14 protein-coding genes and 1 tRNA gene are annotated in these 19,912 nt (G+C 61.9%); 13 read left to right on the top strand and 2 right to left on the bottom strand.

The features are described 5' to 3' along the window. Positions 1-146 precede the first annotated feature (146 nt). From rpsU to ACCC94_RS08465, 9 genes are all read left to right on the top strand, one after another. Complete coding sequence (gene rpsU / locus ACCC94_RS08505) at positions 147-362, top strand: 30S ribosomal protein S21 (protein ID WP_003085057.1); 216 nt, start codon at positions 147-149, stop codon at positions 360-362. Positions 363-563: 201 nt separating this feature from the next. Next, positions 564-2,588: a DNA primase gene (gene dnaG / locus ACCC94_RS08500; protein ID WP_413348879.1), complete on the top strand. Its 2,025-nt coding sequence runs from the start codon at positions 564-566 to the stop codon at positions 2,586-2,588. A gap of 78 nt (positions 2,589-2,666) precedes the next feature. Further along, positions 2,667-4,514, top strand: a complete 1,848-nt coding sequence (gene rpoD, locus ACCC94_RS08495; RefSeq protein ID WP_413348878.1) for an RNA polymerase sigma factor RpoD — start codon at positions 2,667-2,669, stop codon at positions 4,512-4,514. A gap of 105 nt (positions 4,515-4,619) precedes the next feature. Further along, positions 4,620-8,354: a bifunctional diguanylate cyclase/phosphodiesterase gene (locus tag ACCC94_RS08490; RefSeq protein ID WP_413348876.1), complete on the top strand. Its 3,735-nt coding sequence runs from the start codon at positions 4,620-4,622 to the stop codon at positions 8,352-8,354. 16 nt (positions 8,355-8,370) lie between these two features. Continuing rightward, positions 8,371-8,447 (top strand) — tRNA-Ile (locus ACCC94_RS08485). Positions 8,448-8,679: 232 nt separating this feature from the next. Then, a complete protein-coding gene (locus ACCC94_RS08480) occupies positions 8,680-9,819 on the top strand; it encodes a Fic family protein (RefSeq protein ID WP_413348874.1) in 1,140 nt (379 codons plus the stop codon). A 104-nt stretch (positions 9,820-9,923) separates the two neighbouring features. After that, positions 9,924-10,694, top strand: coding sequence for an NERD domain-containing protein (locus tag ACCC94_RS08475; protein ID WP_413348873.1), 771 nt, complete (start codon positions 9,924-9,926; stop codon positions 10,692-10,694). Between the two features lie 161 nt (positions 10,695-10,855). Continuing rightward, on the top strand, positions 10,856-11,197 hold the full coding sequence (locus tag ACCC94_RS08470) for a hypothetical protein (RefSeq protein ID WP_413348872.1): 342 nt from the start codon (positions 10,856-10,858) through the stop codon (positions 11,195-11,197). 19 nt (positions 11,198-11,216) lie between these two features. After that, positions 11,217-14,615: a PIN domain-containing protein gene (locus ACCC94_RS08465; protein WP_413348871.1), complete on the top strand. Its 3,399-nt coding sequence runs from the start codon at positions 11,217-11,219 to the stop codon at positions 14,613-14,615. Positions 14,616-14,892: 277 nt separating this feature from the next. On the opposite strand, the gene ACCC94_RS08460 is transcribed toward ACCC94_RS08465, so the two are convergent. After that, complete coding sequence (locus tag ACCC94_RS08460; protein WP_413348869.1) at positions 14,893-15,297, bottom strand: type II toxin-antitoxin system HicB family antitoxin; 405 nt, start codon at positions 15,295-15,297, stop codon at positions 14,893-14,895. Between the two features lie 29 nt (positions 15,298-15,326). After that, positions 15,327-15,533, bottom strand: coding sequence for a type II toxin-antitoxin system HicA family toxin (locus ACCC94_RS08455; protein ID WP_413348867.1), 207 nt, complete (start codon positions 15,531-15,533; stop codon positions 15,327-15,329). A gap of 440 nt (positions 15,534-15,973) precedes the next feature. Here ACCC94_RS08455 and ACCC94_RS08450 point away from each other — a divergent pair, with 440 nt between their 5' ends. The 4 genes from ACCC94_RS08450 to ACCC94_RS08435 form a co-directional block, all read left to right on the top strand. Continuing rightward, the gene (locus ACCC94_RS08450) at positions 15,974-16,459 is read left to right on the top strand and encodes a Bro-N domain-containing protein (protein ID WP_413348866.1); all 486 of its coding nucleotides are present in this window, start codon (positions 15,974-15,976) and stop codon (positions 16,457-16,459) included. A gap of 615 nt (positions 16,460-17,074) precedes the next feature. Next, a complete protein-coding gene (locus tag ACCC94_RS08445; protein ID WP_413348864.1) occupies positions 17,075-17,398 on the top strand; it encodes a hypothetical protein in 324 nt (107 codons plus the stop codon). A 166-nt stretch (positions 17,399-17,564) separates the two neighbouring features. Then, positions 17,565-19,745, top strand: coding sequence for a putative bifunctional diguanylate cyclase/phosphodiesterase (locus ACCC94_RS08440; protein WP_413348863.1), 2,181 nt, complete (start codon positions 17,565-17,567; stop codon positions 19,743-19,745). Continuing rightward, positions 19,742-19,912: PAS domain S-box protein (locus ACCC94_RS08435; RefSeq protein ID WP_413348906.1), on the top strand; the 171-nt coding region annotated here is incomplete at its 3' end. The genes ACCC94_RS08440 and ACCC94_RS08435, both read left to right, overlap by 4 nt.

The raw sequence follows: 19,912 nt of genomic DNA, 5'->3' as shown, positions 1-19,912 counted from the left end.
TGGGCTTCGGACCAGTGCTTTTCGATCGGAGGCTTTGCATTCCTCCTTCCGAACGTTTAATATCCGCAACCCTTGAAAACCGCCGACTCCGAACAACCGTCAGGAGCGCGATAAATCCTCCGGTAATCATTGAAGGTACGACCTGGATGCCCGCCGTCAAAGTTAAAGAGAACGAACCCTTCGACGTAGCTCTGCGTCGTTTCAAGCGCTCCTGCGAAAAAGCAGGCGTACTGGCCGAAGTCCGTAGCCGCGAGTTCTACGAAAAGCCGACCGCCGAGCGCAAGCGCAAGGCCGCTGCCGCTGTTAAGCGTCACGCCAAGAAAGTGCAGCGCGAACAGCGCCGCCGCGAGCGCCTGTACTGAGTTACAGCGCCTCGTCGCAAGCTTTCCGCATCGCCCGGCCCACTCGCCGGGCGAGTGCCTGACTCAAGGCACGACAACTCCGATTCGCACTCGCGGACTTCGGAGTTTTTGCTTTTCAAGCCCCATGCTTAGTCTCAAGCCTCGCTCGCGGCCTCGATGCCCCGCGCTATGCTTGGGTCCACCCTGCGTCCCGATGAGTCTATGGCCGGCCTGATTCCACAATCCTTCATCGATGACCTGCTCAACCGCACCGACATTCTCGATGTGGTGAGTTCGCGCATCCAGCTGAAGAAGACCGGCAAGAACTACAGCGCCTGTTGCCCCTTCCACAAGGAGAAGACGCCCTCCTTCACCGTCAGCCCCGACAAGCAGTTCTACTACTGCTTCGGCTGCGGCGCCGGCGGCAACGCGCTCGGCTTCATCATGGACCACGACCAGCTGGACTTCGTCCAGGCAGTCGAGGACCTGGCCAAGCGCGCCGGCATGGATGTGCCCCGCGAGGAAGGCCGGCGGGGCAACAAGCCGCGCCAGCCGGTCGACTCGCCGCTCTACCCGCTGCTGGCCGCCGCCGCCGAGTTCTACCGCCAGGCGCTGAAAAGCCACCCGGCGCGCAAGGCCGCGGTGGAGTACCTCAAGGGCCGCGGCCTGACCGGCGAGATCGCCCGCGACTTCAGCCTGGGCTTCGCACCGCCGGGCTGGGACAACCTGCTGAAGAACCTGGGCGGCGACAACCTACAACTCAAGGCCATGCTCGATGCCGGCCTGCTGGTGGAAAACCCCGACAGCGGCAAGCGCTACGACCGTTTCCGCGACCGGGTGATCTTCCCCATCCGCGACAGCCGTGGGCGAGTGATCGCCTTCGGTGGCCGGGTGCTGGGCGACGACAAGCCGAAGTACCTGAATTCGCCGGAAACCCCGGTCTTCCATAAAGGACAGGAGCTCTACGGCCTGTACGAGGCACGGAAGAACAACCGGGATCTCGACGAGATCATGGTGGTCGAAGGCTACATGGACGTCATCGCACTGGCCCAGCAGGGCATCCGCAACGCGGTCGCGACCCTGGGCACGGCCACCAGCGAAGAACACATCAAGCGGCTGTTCCGCATCGTGCCGAACATCCTCTTCTGCTTCGACGGCGACCAGGCCGGCCGCAACGCTGCCTGGCGAGCCCTGGAGTCGGCGCTGAGCAACCTGCAGGACGGGCGCAAGGTGCGCTTCCTGTTCCTGCCCGAAGGCGAAGACCCGGACAGCCTCGTGCGCGCCGAAGGTCCGGATGCCTTCCGCGCCCGCCTGGCGCACCAGGCCCAACCGCTGGCGGACTACTTCTTCCAGCAGCTCACCCAGGAGGCCGACCCCAGCACGCTGGAAGGCAAGGCGCACCTGGCGACGCTGGCCGGCCCGCTGCTGGAGAAGATTCCCGGCAACACCCTGCGCCTGCTGATGCGCCAGCGCCTGGGCGAGATCACCGGGCTGTCCGCCGAGGCGCTCAGCCAGATCGGCGCACCGCGCTCCGACCTCGGCGGCCAGGGCAAGCCCAGCCATGCCCCCACAGCGGCGCACGCGCACAGCACGGACCAGCACGCCCACGAATACGCCGACTACGACATGGGCCAGTTCGCGGAGCAGGGCGACAGTCATTACCAGGACGCTTCGAGCTACTTCGAGGCGCCGCAGGAGTACTCCGCCGGCAACGGCGGCGCCAAGCAGGGCAAGAAGCCCTGGAAGGGCGATCGCAAGTGGGACGGCAAGGGCAGGAAAGGCGAGTTCACGCCGCGCCAGCCGCGCACCGAGATCAGCGTCGAATCGCCGACCCTGACCGCACTGCGCACCCTGCTGCACCATCCTCAACTGGCGCAGAGCGTCGAGGATGCGAGCCACTTCTCCAACGAGGGACAGACCTATTCGCAACTGCTCGCCGCGCTGGTCGAGGCGTTGCAGAAGAATCCGAGACAGAGCTCGATGCACCTCATCGCGCGCTGGCACGGTACGCCCCAGGGGCGCCTGCTGCAGGTGCTGGCGGGGAAAGAATGGCTGATCGATGACGGCAATCTTGAAAAGCAGTTCGTCGACACCATTACTACACTTGCACACAACCAGCTGCTCAGCAGCCGCGAAGCCCGCCTGCACAGCGTGCTGCGAAAGAATCCCAGTGAACTGACCGACGAAGAGAAAGCGTTACTGCGGGAGCACTACAGCACCCCCTCTTCAACAGGCAGCCAGAGCTGAACTGGCGTCTGAAGCCTCGAATCTGGTATAATCCTCGGCTTATTTCAGCCCGCCAAGACCTTCAGTGGATAGGGTGTTATGTCCGGAAAAGCGCAACAGCAATCTCGTCTCAAAGAGTTGATCACCCGTGGTCGTGAGCAGGGTTACCTGACTTACGCGGAGGTCAACGACCACCTGCCGGAGGATATCTCTGATCCGGAACAGGTAGAAGACATCATCCGCATGATCAACGACATGGGGATCAACGTATTCGAGACAGCCCCGGATGCGGATGCCCTGTTGCTGGCGGAAACCGACACCGACGAAGCTGCCGCCGAAGAAGCCGCTGCCGCCCTTGCCGCGGTAGAGAGCGACGTTGGCCGCACGACGGACCCGGTGCGCATGTACATGCGTGAAATGGGTACCGTGGAACTGCTGACCCGCGAAGGCGAGATCGAAATCGCCAAGCGCATCGAGGAAGGCATCCGCGAGGTCATGAGCGCCATCGCCCAGTTCCCGGGCGCGGTGGACGGCATTCTCGAAGAGTACAACCGTGTGGTTGCCGAAGGCGGCCGCCTGTCGGACATCCTCAGCGGCTACATCGACCCGGACGACGGCTCCGTGCCGGCCGAGGAAGTCGAGCCCGTCGGCCTGAAGGATGACGCCGAAGCCAAGGAAAAGGACGAAGAGGACGAAGAGTCCGACGGCGACAGCGAGGAAGAAGAAGGCGATGGCGGTCCGGATCCGGAAGAAGCCGCCCGTCGCTTCGGCGCTGTTTCCGAGCAGCTCGAGAAGGCCAAGAAGGCCCTGAAGAAGCATGGTCGCGGCAGCAAGCAGGCGACCGAAGAGCTGGTCGCGCTGGCCGAGCTGTTCATGCCGATCAAGCTCGTGCCCAAGCAGTTCGACGTGCTGGTTGCCAAGGTCCGCGATTCGCTGGACAGCGTCCGTCGCCAGGAACGCGCCATCATGCAACTGTGCGTGCGTGATGCCCGCATGCCGCGTGCCGACTTCCTGCGCCAGTTCCCCGGCCATGAAACCGACACCGCCTGGGTCGACACCGTACTCAAGGGCAAGCCCAAGTACGCCGAGGCCATCGAGCGCCTGCGTGACGACATCCTGCGCAACCAGCAGAAGCTGGTCGACCTGGAAACCAGCTCGCAGCTGACCGTTGCCGAGATCAAGGACGTCAACCGCGCCATGTCCATCGGCGAGGCGAAGGCCCGTCGTGCGAAGAAGGAGATGGTGGAGGCGAACCTGCGTCTGGTGATCTCCATCGCCAAGAAGTACACCAACCGCGGCCTGCAGTTCCTCGACCTGATCCAGGAAGGCAACATCGGCCTGATGAAGGCGGTGGACAAGTTCGAATACCGCCGCGGCTACAAGTTCTCGACCTACGCTACCTGGTGGATCCGCCAGGCGATCACCCGTTCGATCGCCGACCAGGCCCGCACCATCCGTATCCCGGTGCACATGATCGAGACCATCAACAAGCTCAACCGTATCTCCCGCCAGATGCTGCAGGAGATGGGTCGCGAACCGACGCCGGAAGAGCTGGGCGAACGCATGGACATGCCGGAAGACAAGATCCGCAAGGTCCTGAAGATCGCCAAGGAACCGATCTCCATGGAAACGCCGATCGGTGACGACGAAGACTCGCACCTGGGCGACTTCATCGAGGACTCCACCATGCAGTCGCCGATCGAAGTGGCGACCAGCGAGAGCCTCAAGGAAGCCACCCGCGAAGTCCTCGCCGGCCTTACCGCTCGCGAAGCCAAGGTCCTGCGCATGCGCTTCGGCATCGACATGAATACCGACCACACCCTCGAGGAAGTCGGCAAGCAGTTCGATGTGACCCGCGAGCGTATCCGCCAGATCGAAGCCAAGGCGCTGCGCAAGCTGCGCCACCCGTCGCGAAGCGAGCACCTGCGTTCCTTCCTCGACGAGTGATGAAAAACCCCCGGCCTGAAACCGGGGGTTTTTCTTTGGGCCTTCCACTGGGCAAAGTGCCACGTCTACACTTCGGCGTAGTCTTTCCCAGGAGTGAGGCCCTTCATGCCGCGTCTGCAGGCAGTTCTACTGTGGTGCCTCGCATTCTGGGCAGGTCAGGCGTTCGCCCTGAGCCTCACGCCCGACGAACAGCGCTGGCTGCAGGAGCATCCCAGCCTGCGCCTGGGCATCGATACTTCCTGGCCGCCCTTCGAATTCCGTGATGCCGACGGCAACTATCAGGGGCTCGCCGCCAGCTACGTGCAGCTCATCAGCGAGCAGCTCAAGGTGCAGTTGCAGCCGGTCGAACCGACCAGCTGGGGCGAAGTGCTGCAGCGCGCGCGCGACAATCGCATCGACCTGTTGCCCGGAGTCATGGCCACGCCCAGGCGCCTCGACTACCTGACCTTTACCCGGCCCTACCTCGACTTTCCGATCATCATCCTTGCCCGCAAGAACGGCCCCGCCCCCGGCAACCTCAAGGAGCTATACGGCCTCAAGGTCGGCGTCGTGGCCAACTACGCGGCCCACGAGCTGCTGATTGCCAAGCACCCCGACCTCAACCTGCAGCCCTTGCCCAGTGTCGCCGCCGGGCTGCAGGCGCTGGCCACCGGGCAAGTGGACGCATTCGTCGGCGATCTCGCCTCCGCAGTCTGGAATCTGCGCCAACTCAAACTCGACGGCTTGCAGATCAGCGGCGAAACGCCCTACCGCTACCAGCTGGCGATGGCCGTGCCGAAGGGCCAGGCGATACTCGCCGGCATCATCGACAAGGTCCTGGCCGACCTGACGATCGAGCAGATCGACGCCCTCCAGGCGCCCTGGGTCGGCGGCCTGGTGGATAGCCGCAGCATCTGGCCCACCGTGCTTCGGGTTGTCGTGCCCATCGTCCTGCTCACCGCCCTCACCCTGCTGGTGCTGTTCACCATGAACCGCCGGTTGCGCGGCGAAATGCAGCGGCGGGAAAGACTCGAACAGGCGCTGCGCGATAGCGAGCAACATTACCGCGGCCTGGTCGAAAGCCTGATCGCCATCGCCTGGGAAATGCGCCTGGCGGAAAACCGCTTCACCTATGTCTCCCCGCATGCCCAGCGACTGCTCGGCTACCCCATCAAGGACTGGCTGGAGCCCGGCTTCTGGCAGCGCACGCTGTACCCCGACGACGCCGAGCACGCGATCAATTTCTGCCTCAGCGAAAGCCAGGCCGGGCGCAACCACAGTTTCGACTACCGCATGCTCGCGGCGGACGGGCGCGTGGTGTGGATTCGCGACATCGTCACGCTGATCCACCACGGCGACGACCTGATCCTGCGCGGCCTGATGATCGACATCACCGACGCCAAATCCACCGAGCAGGCCCTGCGCCTGTCCGAACAGAAGTTCGCCTCGGTGTTCCACCACTGCCCGGACATCATCGTCCTCGCCCGCCGCGTCGACGGGCAACTGCTCGCGGTGAACAGCACCTTCGAGCAACAGATCGGCATCCCCGCCAGCGAGGCGCTGGGCAAGACCTCCACCGAACTGGGCATCTGGGGCGAACCGGGCATGGGCCCGGCAATGCTCGCGCGCCTGCAGGGCGAGCCGCTGAACAACGTCGAGATTCAACTCAACCGCCGCGACGGCACTCGCTTCACCGCCCTCCTCTCGGCCCAGCACATCGTCCTCGACGACACCCCGGCGCTGGTCGTGGTGGTACGCAACATCTCCCAGGTCAAGGAAACCCAGGAGCAGCTGCGCGTCTCCGAGGAGAAATTCGCCAAGGCCTTCCACGCCTCCCCGGATGGCATGCTCATCTCGCGCATCAGCGATGGCCGACTGGTGGAGGTGAACCGGGGTTTCACCCGCATCACCGGCTACAGCCGCGAGGAAGCCGCCGAGCGTTCCACCCTGGACATGCGCCTGTGGGCCAACCCGGCCGACCGCAGCAGGCTGCTGGGCATCCTCGCCAACGAACCCAGCGCACCGGAGTTCACCGCGCAGATCCGCACCCGCGATGGCAGCCTGCGCCTGTGCGAGCTGTCCGCCCACCGCATCACCATCGGCGGCGACGACTGCATGCTGACCGTCGCCCGCGACATCACCGAGCGCCAGCAGATGCAGGAAAAGCTCCAGCTGGCCGCGACCGTATTCGAGAGCACGGCCGAAGGCGTGATGATCACCGACGCCCGCCAGCGGATCGTCGCCGTCAACCGTGCCTTCAGCGAGATCACCGGCTACAGCGAGCAGGAAGCCCTCGGCAGCTCGCCGCGCCTGCTCGCTTCCGGCCAGCACGACAGCAGCTTCTACGTCGCCCTCTGGCATCAACTGAACGCCGAAGGCCACTGGCAGGGCGAAATCTGGAACCGCCGGAAGAACCAGGAGCTGTATCCGGAGTGGCTGACCGTCAGCGCCGTACGCAACGCCGACGGCGAGTTGTCGCACTATGTCGGTGTGTTCGCCGACATTTCCACCCTCAAGTACGCCCAGGCGCGGCTCGACTACCAGGCCCACCACGACCCCCTTACCGGCCTGCCCAACCGCCTGCTGTTCGAGAGCCGCCTCACCTCCTCGCTCAAGGAAGCCCAGGAAAACCATCACCAGGGCGCCGTGCTGTTCCTCGACCTCGACCGCTTCAAGCACATCAACGACAGCCTCGGCCACCCGGTCGGCGACCTGCTGCTCAAGTCCATCGCCACGCGCCTGCGCGAGCAACTGCGCGACGTCGATACCGTGGCCCGCCAGGGCGGCGACGAATTCATCATCCTGCTGCCCGGGCTGCACCACGCGCTGGACGCCGAGCATGTCGCCAACAAGCTGCTGCTCTGCTTCGACAAGCCGTTCATCGCTGGCGAACAGGAGTTCTTCGTCAGCGCCAGCATCGGCATCTGCCTCTACCCCAGCGATGGCAGCGACGTCGCCACCCTGGTGAAGAACGCCGACGCCGCGATGTACCGGGCCAAGGCCCAGGGGCGCAACCGCGTCGAGTTCTACACCCGCGAACTGACCTTCCAGGCCACCGAGCGCATGGCCCTGGAACACGAACTGCGCCGCGCCCTGGAGAGCGACCAGCTGCAGCTCTACTACCAACCCAAGCTCTCCCTCGCCAGCGGGCAGCTTGTAGGAGCAGAGGCACTGATCCGCTGGAAGCATCCGCAATTCGGTGCGATTTCTCCGGACCGCTTTATTCCCCTGGCCGAGGAAAACGGCTTGATCCTGCCACTGGGCGACTGGGTGCTGCGCGAAGCCTGTCGACAGATGAGCCGCTGGCAGGACAGCCACGCCGCCTTCGGCCCGCTCTCGGTCAACCTCGCCGGCGCACAACTGCGCCAGACCAACCTGGTGGAACGCATCCGCGAGCTGCTCGCCCACTACAACCTGCAGTCCTCTCGCCTTCAACTGGAAATCACCGAAAGCTTCCTCATGCACCAGACCGAGGAAGCCCTGTCGATCCTGCACAGCCTCAAGCACCTGGGCGTGCAACTGGCCATCGACGACTTCGGCACCGGCTACTCCTCGCTCAGCTACCTGAAGCAGTTGCCGCTGGACACCCTGAAGATCGACCAATCCTTCGTCCACGGCCTGCCGGACGACCCGCACGACGCCGCCATAGCCCGCGCCATCATCGCCCTGGGCCGCAGCATGAACCTCACGGTGATCGCCGAAGGCGTGGAGCACGAAGCGCAGGAGCGCTTCCTCGAAGCAGAAGGCTGCGACCAGATCCAGGGTTACGCCCTCAGCGCCCCGCTACCGGCCGACGCCTTTGCCAACCGCTTCCTGGTACCGCTGCATCCGGTTGGCGCCAGCCAGAACGCCCCGGTATAATCCGCCCGCCTTCTGGGGGCCTATAGCTCAGTTGGTTAGAGCAGAGGACTCATAATCCTTTGGTCCACGGTTCAAGTCCGTGTGGGCCCACCACCCTTTCAGCAAAAAGCCGCGCGGATGCGCGGCTTTTTCGTTTCTGCTGTCCATCACGGGGTTCTTCCCGCCTGCCCACCGTAAGACCTCCCCACGCGTAACGACATTGGCGAAGCGCGCCCTGCAAACCATACAGCCTGGTTAAAGATTAGACAGTGAGCCGAATAGCCGGCACAATCGGCTCACCAAATGAGCCGAATAAACCCACCAATCGGCTCACAGGCGAGCCCTCATGAACGACCCTCTCTGGATCTGGCAGCAGCCCACCTGGCCGCACTTCAGCTGGCAAGCCGATGCGCTCGCACCGCTGCTACGCGCTTGCAGCCAGGCACAGGGCCGCTTGCTCGGAATGTTGGGCGCCGTAGGCAGTGACACCGAAGCACAGAGCAGTCTGGATGCCCTGCTGCAGAACATCGTCACCTCATCCGCCATCGAAGGTGAGCAACTGAATGTCGGCTCGGTGCGTTCATCCCTGGCGCGGCGCCTGGGGCTGAATGAAGAAGGCCGGACCACCCCAAGCTCGGAAGGCCTGGCAGAACTGATGCTCGATGCCACCCGCGCCTACCAGCAGCCACTCGATCTGCAGCGGCTGTTCAAGTGGCATGGCTGGTTGTTCCCCAGCGACGACCACCTGCTGCCCCGCCCGCTAGGCATCGGCATGTTGCGCGGCGAGGAGCCCATGCAGGTCGTTTCCGGCCGCCTCGACCGCCCTACCGTGCATTTCGAGGCGCCCCCGCGCACAGGTCTGGAAAAGCAACTGGGGGACTTTCTCAGTTGGTTCGAGAATAGTCGCAGCGACGCAAACTTCGACCCGTTTCTGCGCGCCGGCATTGCACACTTCTGGTTCGTTACCCTGCATCCCTTCGATGACGGCAACGGCAGACTCACCCGCGCGATCACCGACCTGGCGCTGGCCCAAGGCGAACAGCAAGCCATCCGCTTCTACGCCATGTCAGCGAGCATCCTCGATGACCGCGCCGGCTACTACCGCATCCTGGAAGCGACCCAGAAAGGCGCGCTGGACATCACCGCGTGGCTGCAATGGTTCCTCGCAACGTTGCTCAAGAGCCTGGAGCAGGCCCTGACTCGAATCGACCGCGTGCTGGTCAAGGCGCGCTTCTGGCAGACGCACCGCAGCCAAGCCTTGTCTGCCGAGCAGATCAAAGTGCTTAACCGCCTGCTCGATGGCGGCGAACAGGGTTTCGAGAACGGCATCAGCGCCGCCCAGTATCAGGCCGTGGCCAAAGTCTCGAAAGCTACCGCCACGCGACACCTGAGCGACCTCGTAGAGAAAGGCTGCCTTGCCCGCCTCCCAGGCGGCGGGCGCAGCACGCGCTATCAGATACAGCATTCAGCACCCGCTCAAGGCTAACCCGCAGCGACAAAGCAGCGCACCATCCGCGCTGCGATACTATCGTGCCATTACGCCAAGTTTCGGTACTATCCGGTTAACACAGGATTACCCAGGGACAGGAAATGGACTTCACTCCCCTCATCGCCCAGGTCTGGGGCATGCTGGCTTGGATTATCCCGGCTGCACTGCTGGTCGGCCTGCTCAAATCGTCTTGGGCCAAGGGGCACATGGGCGAACTCCTGGTGCGGCTGTTTGCCCACTGGCAACTGGATAAGCAGACCTACCGCCGCCTGCACAATGTCACCCTGAACACGCCGGACGGCACGACGCAGATCGACCACGTATTCCTCTCGCCCTATGGCATCTTCGTGCTGGAAACGAAGAACATGAGCGGCTGGATCTTCGGCAGCGAGAAGCAGACGCAGTGGACTCAGAAGCTCTACAAACACACCTTCAAATTCCAGAACCCGCTGCGGCAGAACTACAAACATCTCAAAGCGCTGGAAGCCACCCTTGGCATTAGCCCCGAGCACCTGCACTCAGTCATCACCTTCGTGGGCGGCAGCACCTTCAAGACCGAGGTGCCAGCCAACGTGACCCAGGACATCGGCTTTATCCGCTATATCAAGTCATTCCAGCAGCCGGTATTCAGCGAGACTGAAGTCGGCGCGATGCTACATGCGCTGCAAACCGGGCGACGCGCGCCTAGCCTCGCCACGAGCCGCGAGCATGTTCAAAACCTCAAGCGGCGTAATGATCCGACAGCCGAGCGGCAATGCCCGAAATGCGGCAGTGCGCTGCTGATACGCACCGTTAAATCGGGGGCAAAAGCAGGGCAGCAGTTTTGGGGATGCTCGGCGTTTCCCAAGTGTCGGACGATGCAGAGTCTTTGAAATGCAGAAAGGCTTGAAAATCGTAGCCTGCCCCCAACTACTCTTTTTTAAGATGCCGAGCTTTCGCTGACTGCTTTTGCCTCAGAGCCTGATTTACTCCAACGCCTCCCCCTTCAACCCAGCCGGCTACTGTCAATCCGTCACATAAAGGAGTGTCCGAAATGGACTTCATTACCACCGGAGTCATCACAAGTACTGTTTACGACGTCCTGAAGAACGGTCTGAAACTCAGTGCTGGCGTACTGAAGGATCGACTGGGCCAATGGATCAAGGAGGACTTAGTCGCCGAAGCCGTTGCTGGCGAGCTTGCAAAGCTTGATCTCCACGATGGGCTGAGTGAAAAAGCGATCTCCCAACAACTCGATCAGTCTCAGACAATCTCCACGCTGATCCGCGACATCAACGCGAAGGCCGCTCTGGTTGCACCGTCCACTATAACCACCGTTAACCAGACCCACAGCGGCAGCGGCGACAACGTAGGTGGAAACAAAATAGTTAATTGAGCCGCGAGGATTAGCGCGAGTGACCTCTATTGAGCAACATCACAGCGGTGATGGGGACAATATCGGCCGCGACAAGATCATCAATGAGATCAAGTCGCTTGCCCCGGCAGACCTCGTCGCTCCCATGGAGTTGGTGTTTGAAAGTCTTCGGCAAAAGGACAAGACAACAGCCAAGACCCAGATAGTCATGCTCAAGGCGATCGCGCAGCGAGAGCCAGAATCTGCTGCGCTGGTAGAGGTCATTTCTATCTATGGGGGGCTCGTCGAAGCTCAAGATCAGGACGCTGCCTGGGCAACCGTCGCAAGGATTGTTTCACGCGCCACAAACCCTATCATCAGAGACGTTTGCCAAGCCGCTCTGCTGCAACTGTCCTACCGCACCGCACGTGAGGGAGAGGCAAAAGACCTTTATTTGTCTGAGTCCTCACCGGGCGCTTACTCCCAGGAAGCGTATCTGCGTTGTTACGCGGACGAAGAGCAAATACGGACGGCCGTAAGAAGCCTCCCCACGGAGGGTGTACTGACCGGTGCTGTTGAAGGGGCTATTCGGCTGCGCGCAGCAAATCTGGCGCTTGAGCTGGCATCACGCCTGAACTCACTCTATGGCTCCTACAACGCCAGAGTGCTCTTGGCAATAGCTACAGGCATTGCACTCAATCCGGACCTTGCTGGACACCACTTTTGGCTGAACCGCCCGGAGGTGAAGGAGCAGGTAGACAAGCTCAGAGATATGGCCATTCGACTTCTTGATGAGTCGGGTACCGACGGGCGAGTCCATGACCTTAGCTGCTCGATTCTCAACATATATCAATACCAATCCGCCGAGCTGCTCGAAGCGTTGAAAAAGCGTGTTCAGCACTTAGACCCGAACAGATCCGAGGTAATTGCTAGGTGCAAGGCGCTGGCTGGCGACGATACGTGCCTTCCGCAGGCTGAGAGGGATTTACAGGCAGCGTATGGAGACCCGCAAAAGAGGCAGGCATGGTGCCGACAATTTCTTGAGGCGAGCACGCACCAACTAGAAGAAGTAGGTCCATTTATCAATCTGGCCAATCCGTCCGAGCTTGGTGAGTGGCTGAGTCGCGAGCGAATATTGGCCGGGGCCTCCGAAATGGAAGAGGCCTATATCAGGCTGGTTGCGGATATTTTTCGACGTCCGGATCAAGACGATAGCCCAGCCCATCGGCGTGAGGTAAGTGAACATGTAGACCGGTTCACCACCGAGTGGGAGGGTGCACTCCACACCATCGCACCAACCGGCCTCTTCGAAATCGCTGAGAAATTACTCGCCCTCAATCTGCCACATATGGCGCTCAAGCTCACGACGCATGTGACGCCTAGCCATGAGCTTTGGCCTTCGCCCTATGTTTTGACTTACCTGCACTGCTTGCAGGAGGCCGGACAGAACAAGACCTTTGACGAAGTTATCGCTCGGGTCAAAGGCGCCGATCAATCAGTAACACTGCTGAGCTTCCAATCGGTGCAAGCTGAACGTGGCGGCGATATCGACCTAGCGATCAAGTTCAGTGAGTCGATGATCGAACTTGCGCCTACGCGACCTTATGCCTGGTACCGGCGTTGCTACCTCCTTGGCCGCTATCGTAGCCTGGAAGAGCAACGAATATTCCATGAACGAGTTCCGGATTCGGTGTTGCTGAACCCCTCACGCGAAGTGAAGGGCATCCTCTTTTTTCTGGCACTCGCTGGTAGCTTCAAGCGAGCAGAATCCCAGTGGGTTAAATGGATGATTGAGGACCCCCGCAGTCATGCGGTCGATCTAGTCAATTTCCATTTCGGCCTTAGTAACCGGAAGACTGAGCCCATGCAGGTTTCGCCTTCGGTAGAGCGATGCCTGGCGGCCGTCCAGTACACCCATGAGGGTGACACCTTGGTTCGGCTGATTATCGATGATGAGCTGGAGGGTAGCGAGTGCACCCTGAAGGCGTCCAGTCAGGTAGGGCAGTTGTTGCAGAAGCTGTCGCAGGGCGATATCGAAAACTTGAACATGGCTACCTACAAGGTGGAAGAGCGCCTTCCACCTTATGTGGCCTGCGTACGGATCGCATTAACGTTGCGTCACGTCCACAACGACGGCAGTGATTGCTTCGTGATGATGCACATGCCGTCTGACCCTGACGAGCTCATCCCCTTCTTAGAAGAAAAAATGGCGAAGGGTGCGGAGAGGCGCGTGAATCTGCAGACGATGGAGGCTATTCCGTTGTACCTGCGTGGTCATGCGCTATATCCATCGGATGCCTTCAAGGCAGCTATGAACTGCTGGACTGACCAACGAGTCCCTAAGTCGCCATTATGCGATATAGGAGACACGGAGCCGACTGCAGTCGTGCTTGATGCCTACAGCATCAGCTACCTAGCGGTTACAAATATTGCCGGATACTTACTAGGTACTGGTATTTCGCTCGTCGCCCCTGCGACCACGAAAGAGACACTTGAGGCGTTTCTCAGTGAAATCTCTGACGAGCATTTTATGCTCTTGGGCCTTACAGATGGCGGGAGACTTGTCCGAACAACAGCATCGGACTTACGTGAGCGGGATGCTCACGTACTTGAAAACTTACGCCTGATTCTGGACAACATTACCGTTGTGCGGCCAGCTATGCATGATGAAGAGCTTGATGCATTCACGGTCAAAGATGCCGTCGACGCTACAGTTTATGACGCAATGCAGCTCTCGATAGCCAACAAGATTCCATGGTTCTGTATGGATGGGACTTTTGGTGCCCTTCACAATGTGAAAGGTCATCCTTTAGTGAATATCCAAGCAGTCTTGCTTAGAGCGATGGTGAACGCACCGTTTGATTTCGAACAAAGGCGTCACGCATTAATGCTCTACGCTTTAGGCGCGCTTCCACTGCCGCTCACGTTCCAAGATATCTATCGCTTGGCTAGCACCCCGAGCACTCTGTCTGGATTTATCCTTTTCAAGATCATTCAGACTCATGGGCGTGAAATCTTTGCCGCTGAAGGACGCCCGGAAATGCTGCTAAGCACTATTTATCTGCACCTTAACCATCTACTTGATAACAAGGCCCTGGCGATCACCTCAAGGTACAGCCCTTGGATGAACTACTCCTCGCATGTGTTCAACCACGGCATAAGCCTTTATCTCGCCTTGTCCGGTAGCGGCAGCGCTGAGTTCCGGCTGGCTAATGCGGTGCACCATATGGCTCAGCTGAGCATCGATGACCAGTCTCTTCTGAAGAGTCTAATGGGCAGGTTTGTGCATTTTGTCCATGGACATTTCATGAGCTGGGAAGCGATCAGGCAAAACTACCTGTCAATCGTAGAGGCCAGACAACATCAAGAGCCAAGCGCAGGCAACGAGACGGAGTCGGAACCAGAAGTAGTGCCAGTGCCGGAGAAGAGGCTTGAAGCCCAGGTTCCCGACCAGCTCTAGGTCTCACTGTACCCCATTCTCAATGGTACAAATATCGGTACACTGACGGTATAGTGCCTAGCTTTGGAAGACTTACCTCAATTACGCTCAAACCCATCTACGGTGGTACTTTCAGCTAACTGTACCTGCGCTAGGCTACGCCCGATTTCACTGGGCTTGCAGCGTCTCCAGGCAACTCATAATCCTTTGGTCCACGGTTCAAGTCCGTGTGGGCCCACCACCCTTTCAGCAAAAAGCCGCGCAGATGCGCGGCTTTTTCGTTTCTGGCGTTCTGCGATCAGGATTGCGCCAGCTCGCGCAACGCGGCGGTAGCGAGGAAGCCGGAGCGGGAGCTGTAGCGCTGGTCCTTGCTGACGCGGTCGTCGATGCGTTGCAGCAGGTGTTCGGGCAGCGTGGCGTTGAAGCGAACGGCCTTGCCGAGGTAGGGCGTGACGTCGAATTCGATGACCGCCCAGACGCCGCCGGCGTAGTCCGGGTTGGTCAGGTGCTGGTCGATGGACTGCGCCTGGGGCAGTTCTTCGCCATCGGCCACCAGGCCCTCGAAATGCAGGGCCAGCGCCTCCTTGGCGTTATCCAGCGCCTCGTCGACGGTGCAGCCGGCGGAATAGCAGCCGGGTACGTCGGGAAGGGTGACGCCGTAGTCGCTGTCCGTGTCCTTGTGGAGCACGACAGGGAATTTCATGGGTGGCTCCCGCTACGCCATAGCGCAGCTCAATGGGTGGGGTCCGACCGGCAGGGTTTCAAACCGGCCTGCTTGAGGATGCTGTTCACCGTGCCTTTGGGCAGACTCGCCTGGGGGTGCGGCACGGTGACCTTGCCGGGCTTTTCGGGATGCTTGAACTGGTGGTGGCTACCGTTGCAGCCGATCTCCAGCCAACCATCCTCGATCAGCAGTTCGATGATTTCCCTGCTGCGCATCCTCGCTCTCCCGGCGACTCAGCAGTGTGTACCATACACACTACTATTTGAGTCAGTCAATTTGCTCTGGAGGAAAGCCGACGAGCACTGTTCTTGCGGGCTTGAACTGGAAGTTCATCGTCGTGGGATGGTATTTACCGAATCGCCCTACGCCCAAACTGCATTGCTGTCCTACAAGACCCCTGCGTAGCGTTCTGCCTGCCACGGCTTGCTGTGGCCAGGAGTGGAATCCTGAAGACATACAGGTTGCGTTACACGCGTCATGGCAGGTGCATTGGCGGAAAAGCAGTCAGTGTCATCTGGCAGTCCATGGCGGATCGTGTGAGGCGAGCTTCGGCTCGGCTGAGCTTCCTGTATGTCTCGGTATTCCACCCTTGCACGGTCCGCCTCCCTCCATGGTTGTTCGGGCGGCGGCTTCTGGACGTACATGGAGAGACAGCATGAAGTTTTCCGATTCGATGTCGGCCGACGAAGGCCTGATTCCCACTGTGTTCCAACGCTATAACCGTCGCCTGCGCGGGCTGCTCATCGAGCGCCAGGCGTGGTTCGTCCTGCGCGATCTGGCCAAGCTGACCAATAGCCACCTCGGCGAGCGGGTGACCAGCAAGCTCGACCCGGACCAGCTTCGCCACGAGCTTCTGGCCGGCTCGGCGGAGAAACTCTATCTGGTCAGCGAAAGCGGCCTCTACGCGCTGCTGCTGGTGCACTTCTATCACCCGGAGAACCGCAGCCTGCGCCAGTGGATCAGCACGGAAGTGCTGCCGGCGCTGCGCGATGCGCAGCAGAACAACCCGCACCTGCCGCGCCGGCGCATGGAGCAGATCGAAGGCCAGCCCACCAGCGTGATGGACTGGCAGGGCAAGGTCTGGGTGCGCTGGACCGATGCGGTGCGCATCATGGAAAACCAGGTGCGCTCGCTGCACTGATGCCCTGCTCGCACTCCGTAGGATGGCGTGGAGCGAAGCGATACCCATCGTTCCACGCCGCCTGAGCACCTCGTTAAAGCATCGAAGCCCCCTGTGAAGCACAGTGCAGGTGGCGGCCCTCTCCCCCGCCCTCTCCCTGAAGGGAGAGGGAGCAGTTCCTGCCGGCTGATACCGTGGTTTCAGCCGGCACCCTCCAGTCCCCTCTCCCTGAAGGGAGAGGGAGCAGTTCCTGCCGGCTGATGCCGTGGTTTCAGCCGGCCCCTCCGGTCCCCTCTCCCTTCGGAGCGGAGCGCGCAGCCAGGGTTACGGAGAGGGGACCGTTCGGAGCGAGAAGTAACCTCGGTGTCAGCCGGTACGTTTTGCCTGCTCTTCCAGCATGTAGGGCGCATAACGCACCAGCGTTATCCGCCCGCCAAGGGTCCGTCGGATAACCTGTTCCCGGTTATACGCCCGACGTCACCGCGCGTTTCTGGCAGTCTCCCGACACCGCAATGCGAGCCGATTCACGCCATCCGTCGGCGCGTCACGCAAGCTTGCACCGGCATGACAAAAGTCAATATCAGATAGCCACTACCGATTACATTTGGCGTATCCCTGATATGAGTGATCCCCGCCATGACTCTCCACCGGTATCCGGTCCAGTTGCTGGTCACCTCCCACGACCCGGCGCTGGCGCGCCAGGTTCGGGCGCTGCTGGCCGCCTATGAACTGCCCTGCGCGGTAATGGAAGGGCCGCGCGACTGCGAGCAGGCCCCTTTGTGCCGATGGTTCAAGGAAGCGCCCTTGAGCGAATCGGCGCGAATGCTCGCGCTGCTGGCCGATGCCATCGGCGTGCTGGAGCGCACCCGGCATGCCTTCCGCTCTCGCGAGCTGGGCGAACTGCGCCAGCGATTGAGCGGTGCATTGCAGGAGTTGTCTGGCCCTCGTTCCCTGGTGTAAAAGACAAACCACCCGCGTTCCGCGTTGCGGAAGCTGGCTTTGCCGGGCAGGACTTGTGGACCTGCAAGACAAAGCGCCGAGTTGGTCATCCTCGATTTCGACGGGATGACCGGCCGGCGCTTTTTTCATGCCCGATAAAAACAGCAGACCCCGCAAGGAGCCGAACATGGGCCTGGGACCCAAGCTCGATAGCGTGCTCGAGCGCATCGGCCTGTCGACGATGGAAGTCGAACAGCGCCTGAGTTACCTGGAATGGCGACAGGAGGACGGTGACCTTCTCCATGGCCGCGCCGCCGAACTGGAAGGCTGCCACCAGCGCTTCATCGAGCAGCTCTACGACCACCTGCGCAACTACCCGCCGCTGGGGGCGATCCTCGCCGAGCCGGCGACGCTGGCGCGGCTCAAATGCAGCCAGTTCGAATACTACCGGCAGCTGTGGGACGCCCCGCAGGATGCCGACTACGTGCGCGATCGCCTGCGCATCGGGCTGGTGCACCAGCAGGTCGGCGTCGAGCTGAAGTGGTACCTGGGCGCCTATCGCCTGTACCTCGACCAGATGCTCGCCGACCTGATGGGCGATGCGCCGCAAGCCAGGACCTACGCCAGCCTGCTCAAGCGGGTGTTCTTCGACATGTCGCTGGCCATCGACACCTACGGCGCCGCCCAGCGCCAGGCGCTGGAAGACAGCGAGGCGCGCTATGCCCGCGCCCTGCGTGGCGCCAATGACGGCATCTGGGACTGGGACCTTGGCAATGACCGCCTCTACGTCTCCGAGCGCTGGGCACGCATGCTCGGCCTGTCCCGCGACAACCTCGGCGAAGGCAGCACCAGCTGGTTCGCCCGCGTGCACCCGGACGACCTGCCCGGCCTGCGCAAGGCCATCGACGCGCACCTGCGCGGCAGCAGCGCGCTGCTCAGCCACGAGTACCGTATCCGCCAGCGCGACGGCAATTACCTCTGGGTGCTGGCGCGCGGCGTGATCACCGACGGACGGATGGCCGGCTCGCAGACCGACATCAGCCAGCACAAGGCCAGCGAGCACCAGCTCAGTCACGCGGCGCGGCACGACCCGCTCACCGGCCTGGGCAACCGCCTGCGCCTGGACGAGCTGCTGCAGCAGGCCCTGATGCGCCAGCGCCGCCCCGGCGCGCGCGAGTCCGGCCTGCTGTTCATCGACCTGGACCGCTTCAAGCTGATCAACGACAGCCTCGGCCATGCAGTCGGCGACCGCGTGCTGGTGGAGGTCTCCCAGCGCCTGCTGCGCTGCCTGCGGCCGGGCGACCACCTGGCGCGCTTCGGCGGCGACGAGTTCGTCGTGCTACTGGACGATCTGGCCAGCCTGGCGGACGCCGAGCAGGTCGCGCAACGCATGCTCGACTGCCTGCGCCAGCCGCTGCATGTGGACGGACGCACGCTGGTAGTCAGCGCCAGCATCGGCATCACCGGACTGATGACCGACGGCCAGGCCATCGACACGCTGCAGGCCGCCGACCTCGCGCTGTACCGCGCCAAGGAGGCCGGCAAGGCGCAGTACGCGCGCTTCAGCCTGGAGCTGCAGGCCGAGGCGCAACGCCGGCTGGACCTGGAAAGCGCACTGGCCCAGGCGCTGCGCCGCGAGGAATTCAGCCTGCACTACCAGCCCATCGTCCGCCTGGACCGCGACTCGCCGCACTGGGAAGCGGTGGAAGTGCTGCTGCGCTGGAAGCACGACGACCAGTCGATTTCGCCGCTGGACTTCATCCCGGCGCTGGAGGAATCCGGCGAGATCGTTCCGGTCGGCGACTGGGTGCTGCGCCAGGCCTGCCGGCAGACGGTGCTGTGGCAGAGCCAGGGGCATCGCAACCTGTACTGCTCGGTCAACCTGTCGAGCCGGCAGCTGCAGCAGCCGGGATTCGCCGCGCGGGTGCAGCAGATTCTTGCCGAGAGCGGCCTGTCGCCACGCAGCCTGGTGCTGGAAATCACCGAAAGCCTGCTGATGCAGGACGGCGCGGAAACCCTCGCCTGCCTGCGCGAACTGGCCGCCGAGGGCGTACGCCTGGCGCTGGACGATTTCGGCACCGGCTATTCCTCGCTGGGCTACCTCAAGCGCTACCCGCTGCACATCCTCAAGGTTGACCGCAGCTTCATCACCCGCGTGCCGGACGACCCGGAGCTCAGCGCCATCTGCCGGGCGATCATCGGCCTGGGCCATAGCCTCGGCCTGGAAGTGGTGGCCGAAGGTGTGGAGCGCCAGGAACACCTCGACTTCCTGCGCCAGGAAGGTTGCCGCCACGCCCAGGGCTTCCTGTTCAGCAAGCCGCTGGCGCCGGAGCAACTGTTCCAGACCCGCCTGGAGCACCAGCGATGAAGCTCAACCTGCCCGTCAGCGGGCGCCAGGTGGAAGTGCTGGCCGACGCCAACATCCTCTCCACCACCGATCTCAAGGGCGCGGTCACCCATGTGAACCCGGACTTCGTGGAGATCAGTGGCTTCCAGGCCGAGGAGCTGGTGGGCTTCAACCACAACCGCGTGCGC

Origin of the sequence: Pseudomonas sp. Pseusp97 (assembly GCF_047304025.1) — a bacterium.
Classification (GTDB): Bacteria; Pseudomonadota; Gammaproteobacteria; order Pseudomonadales; family Pseudomonadaceae; genus Pseudomonas.
Note: the sequence above shows the minus strand (reverse complement) of the source record. Positions and strands in the feature narration are given on the sequence as shown.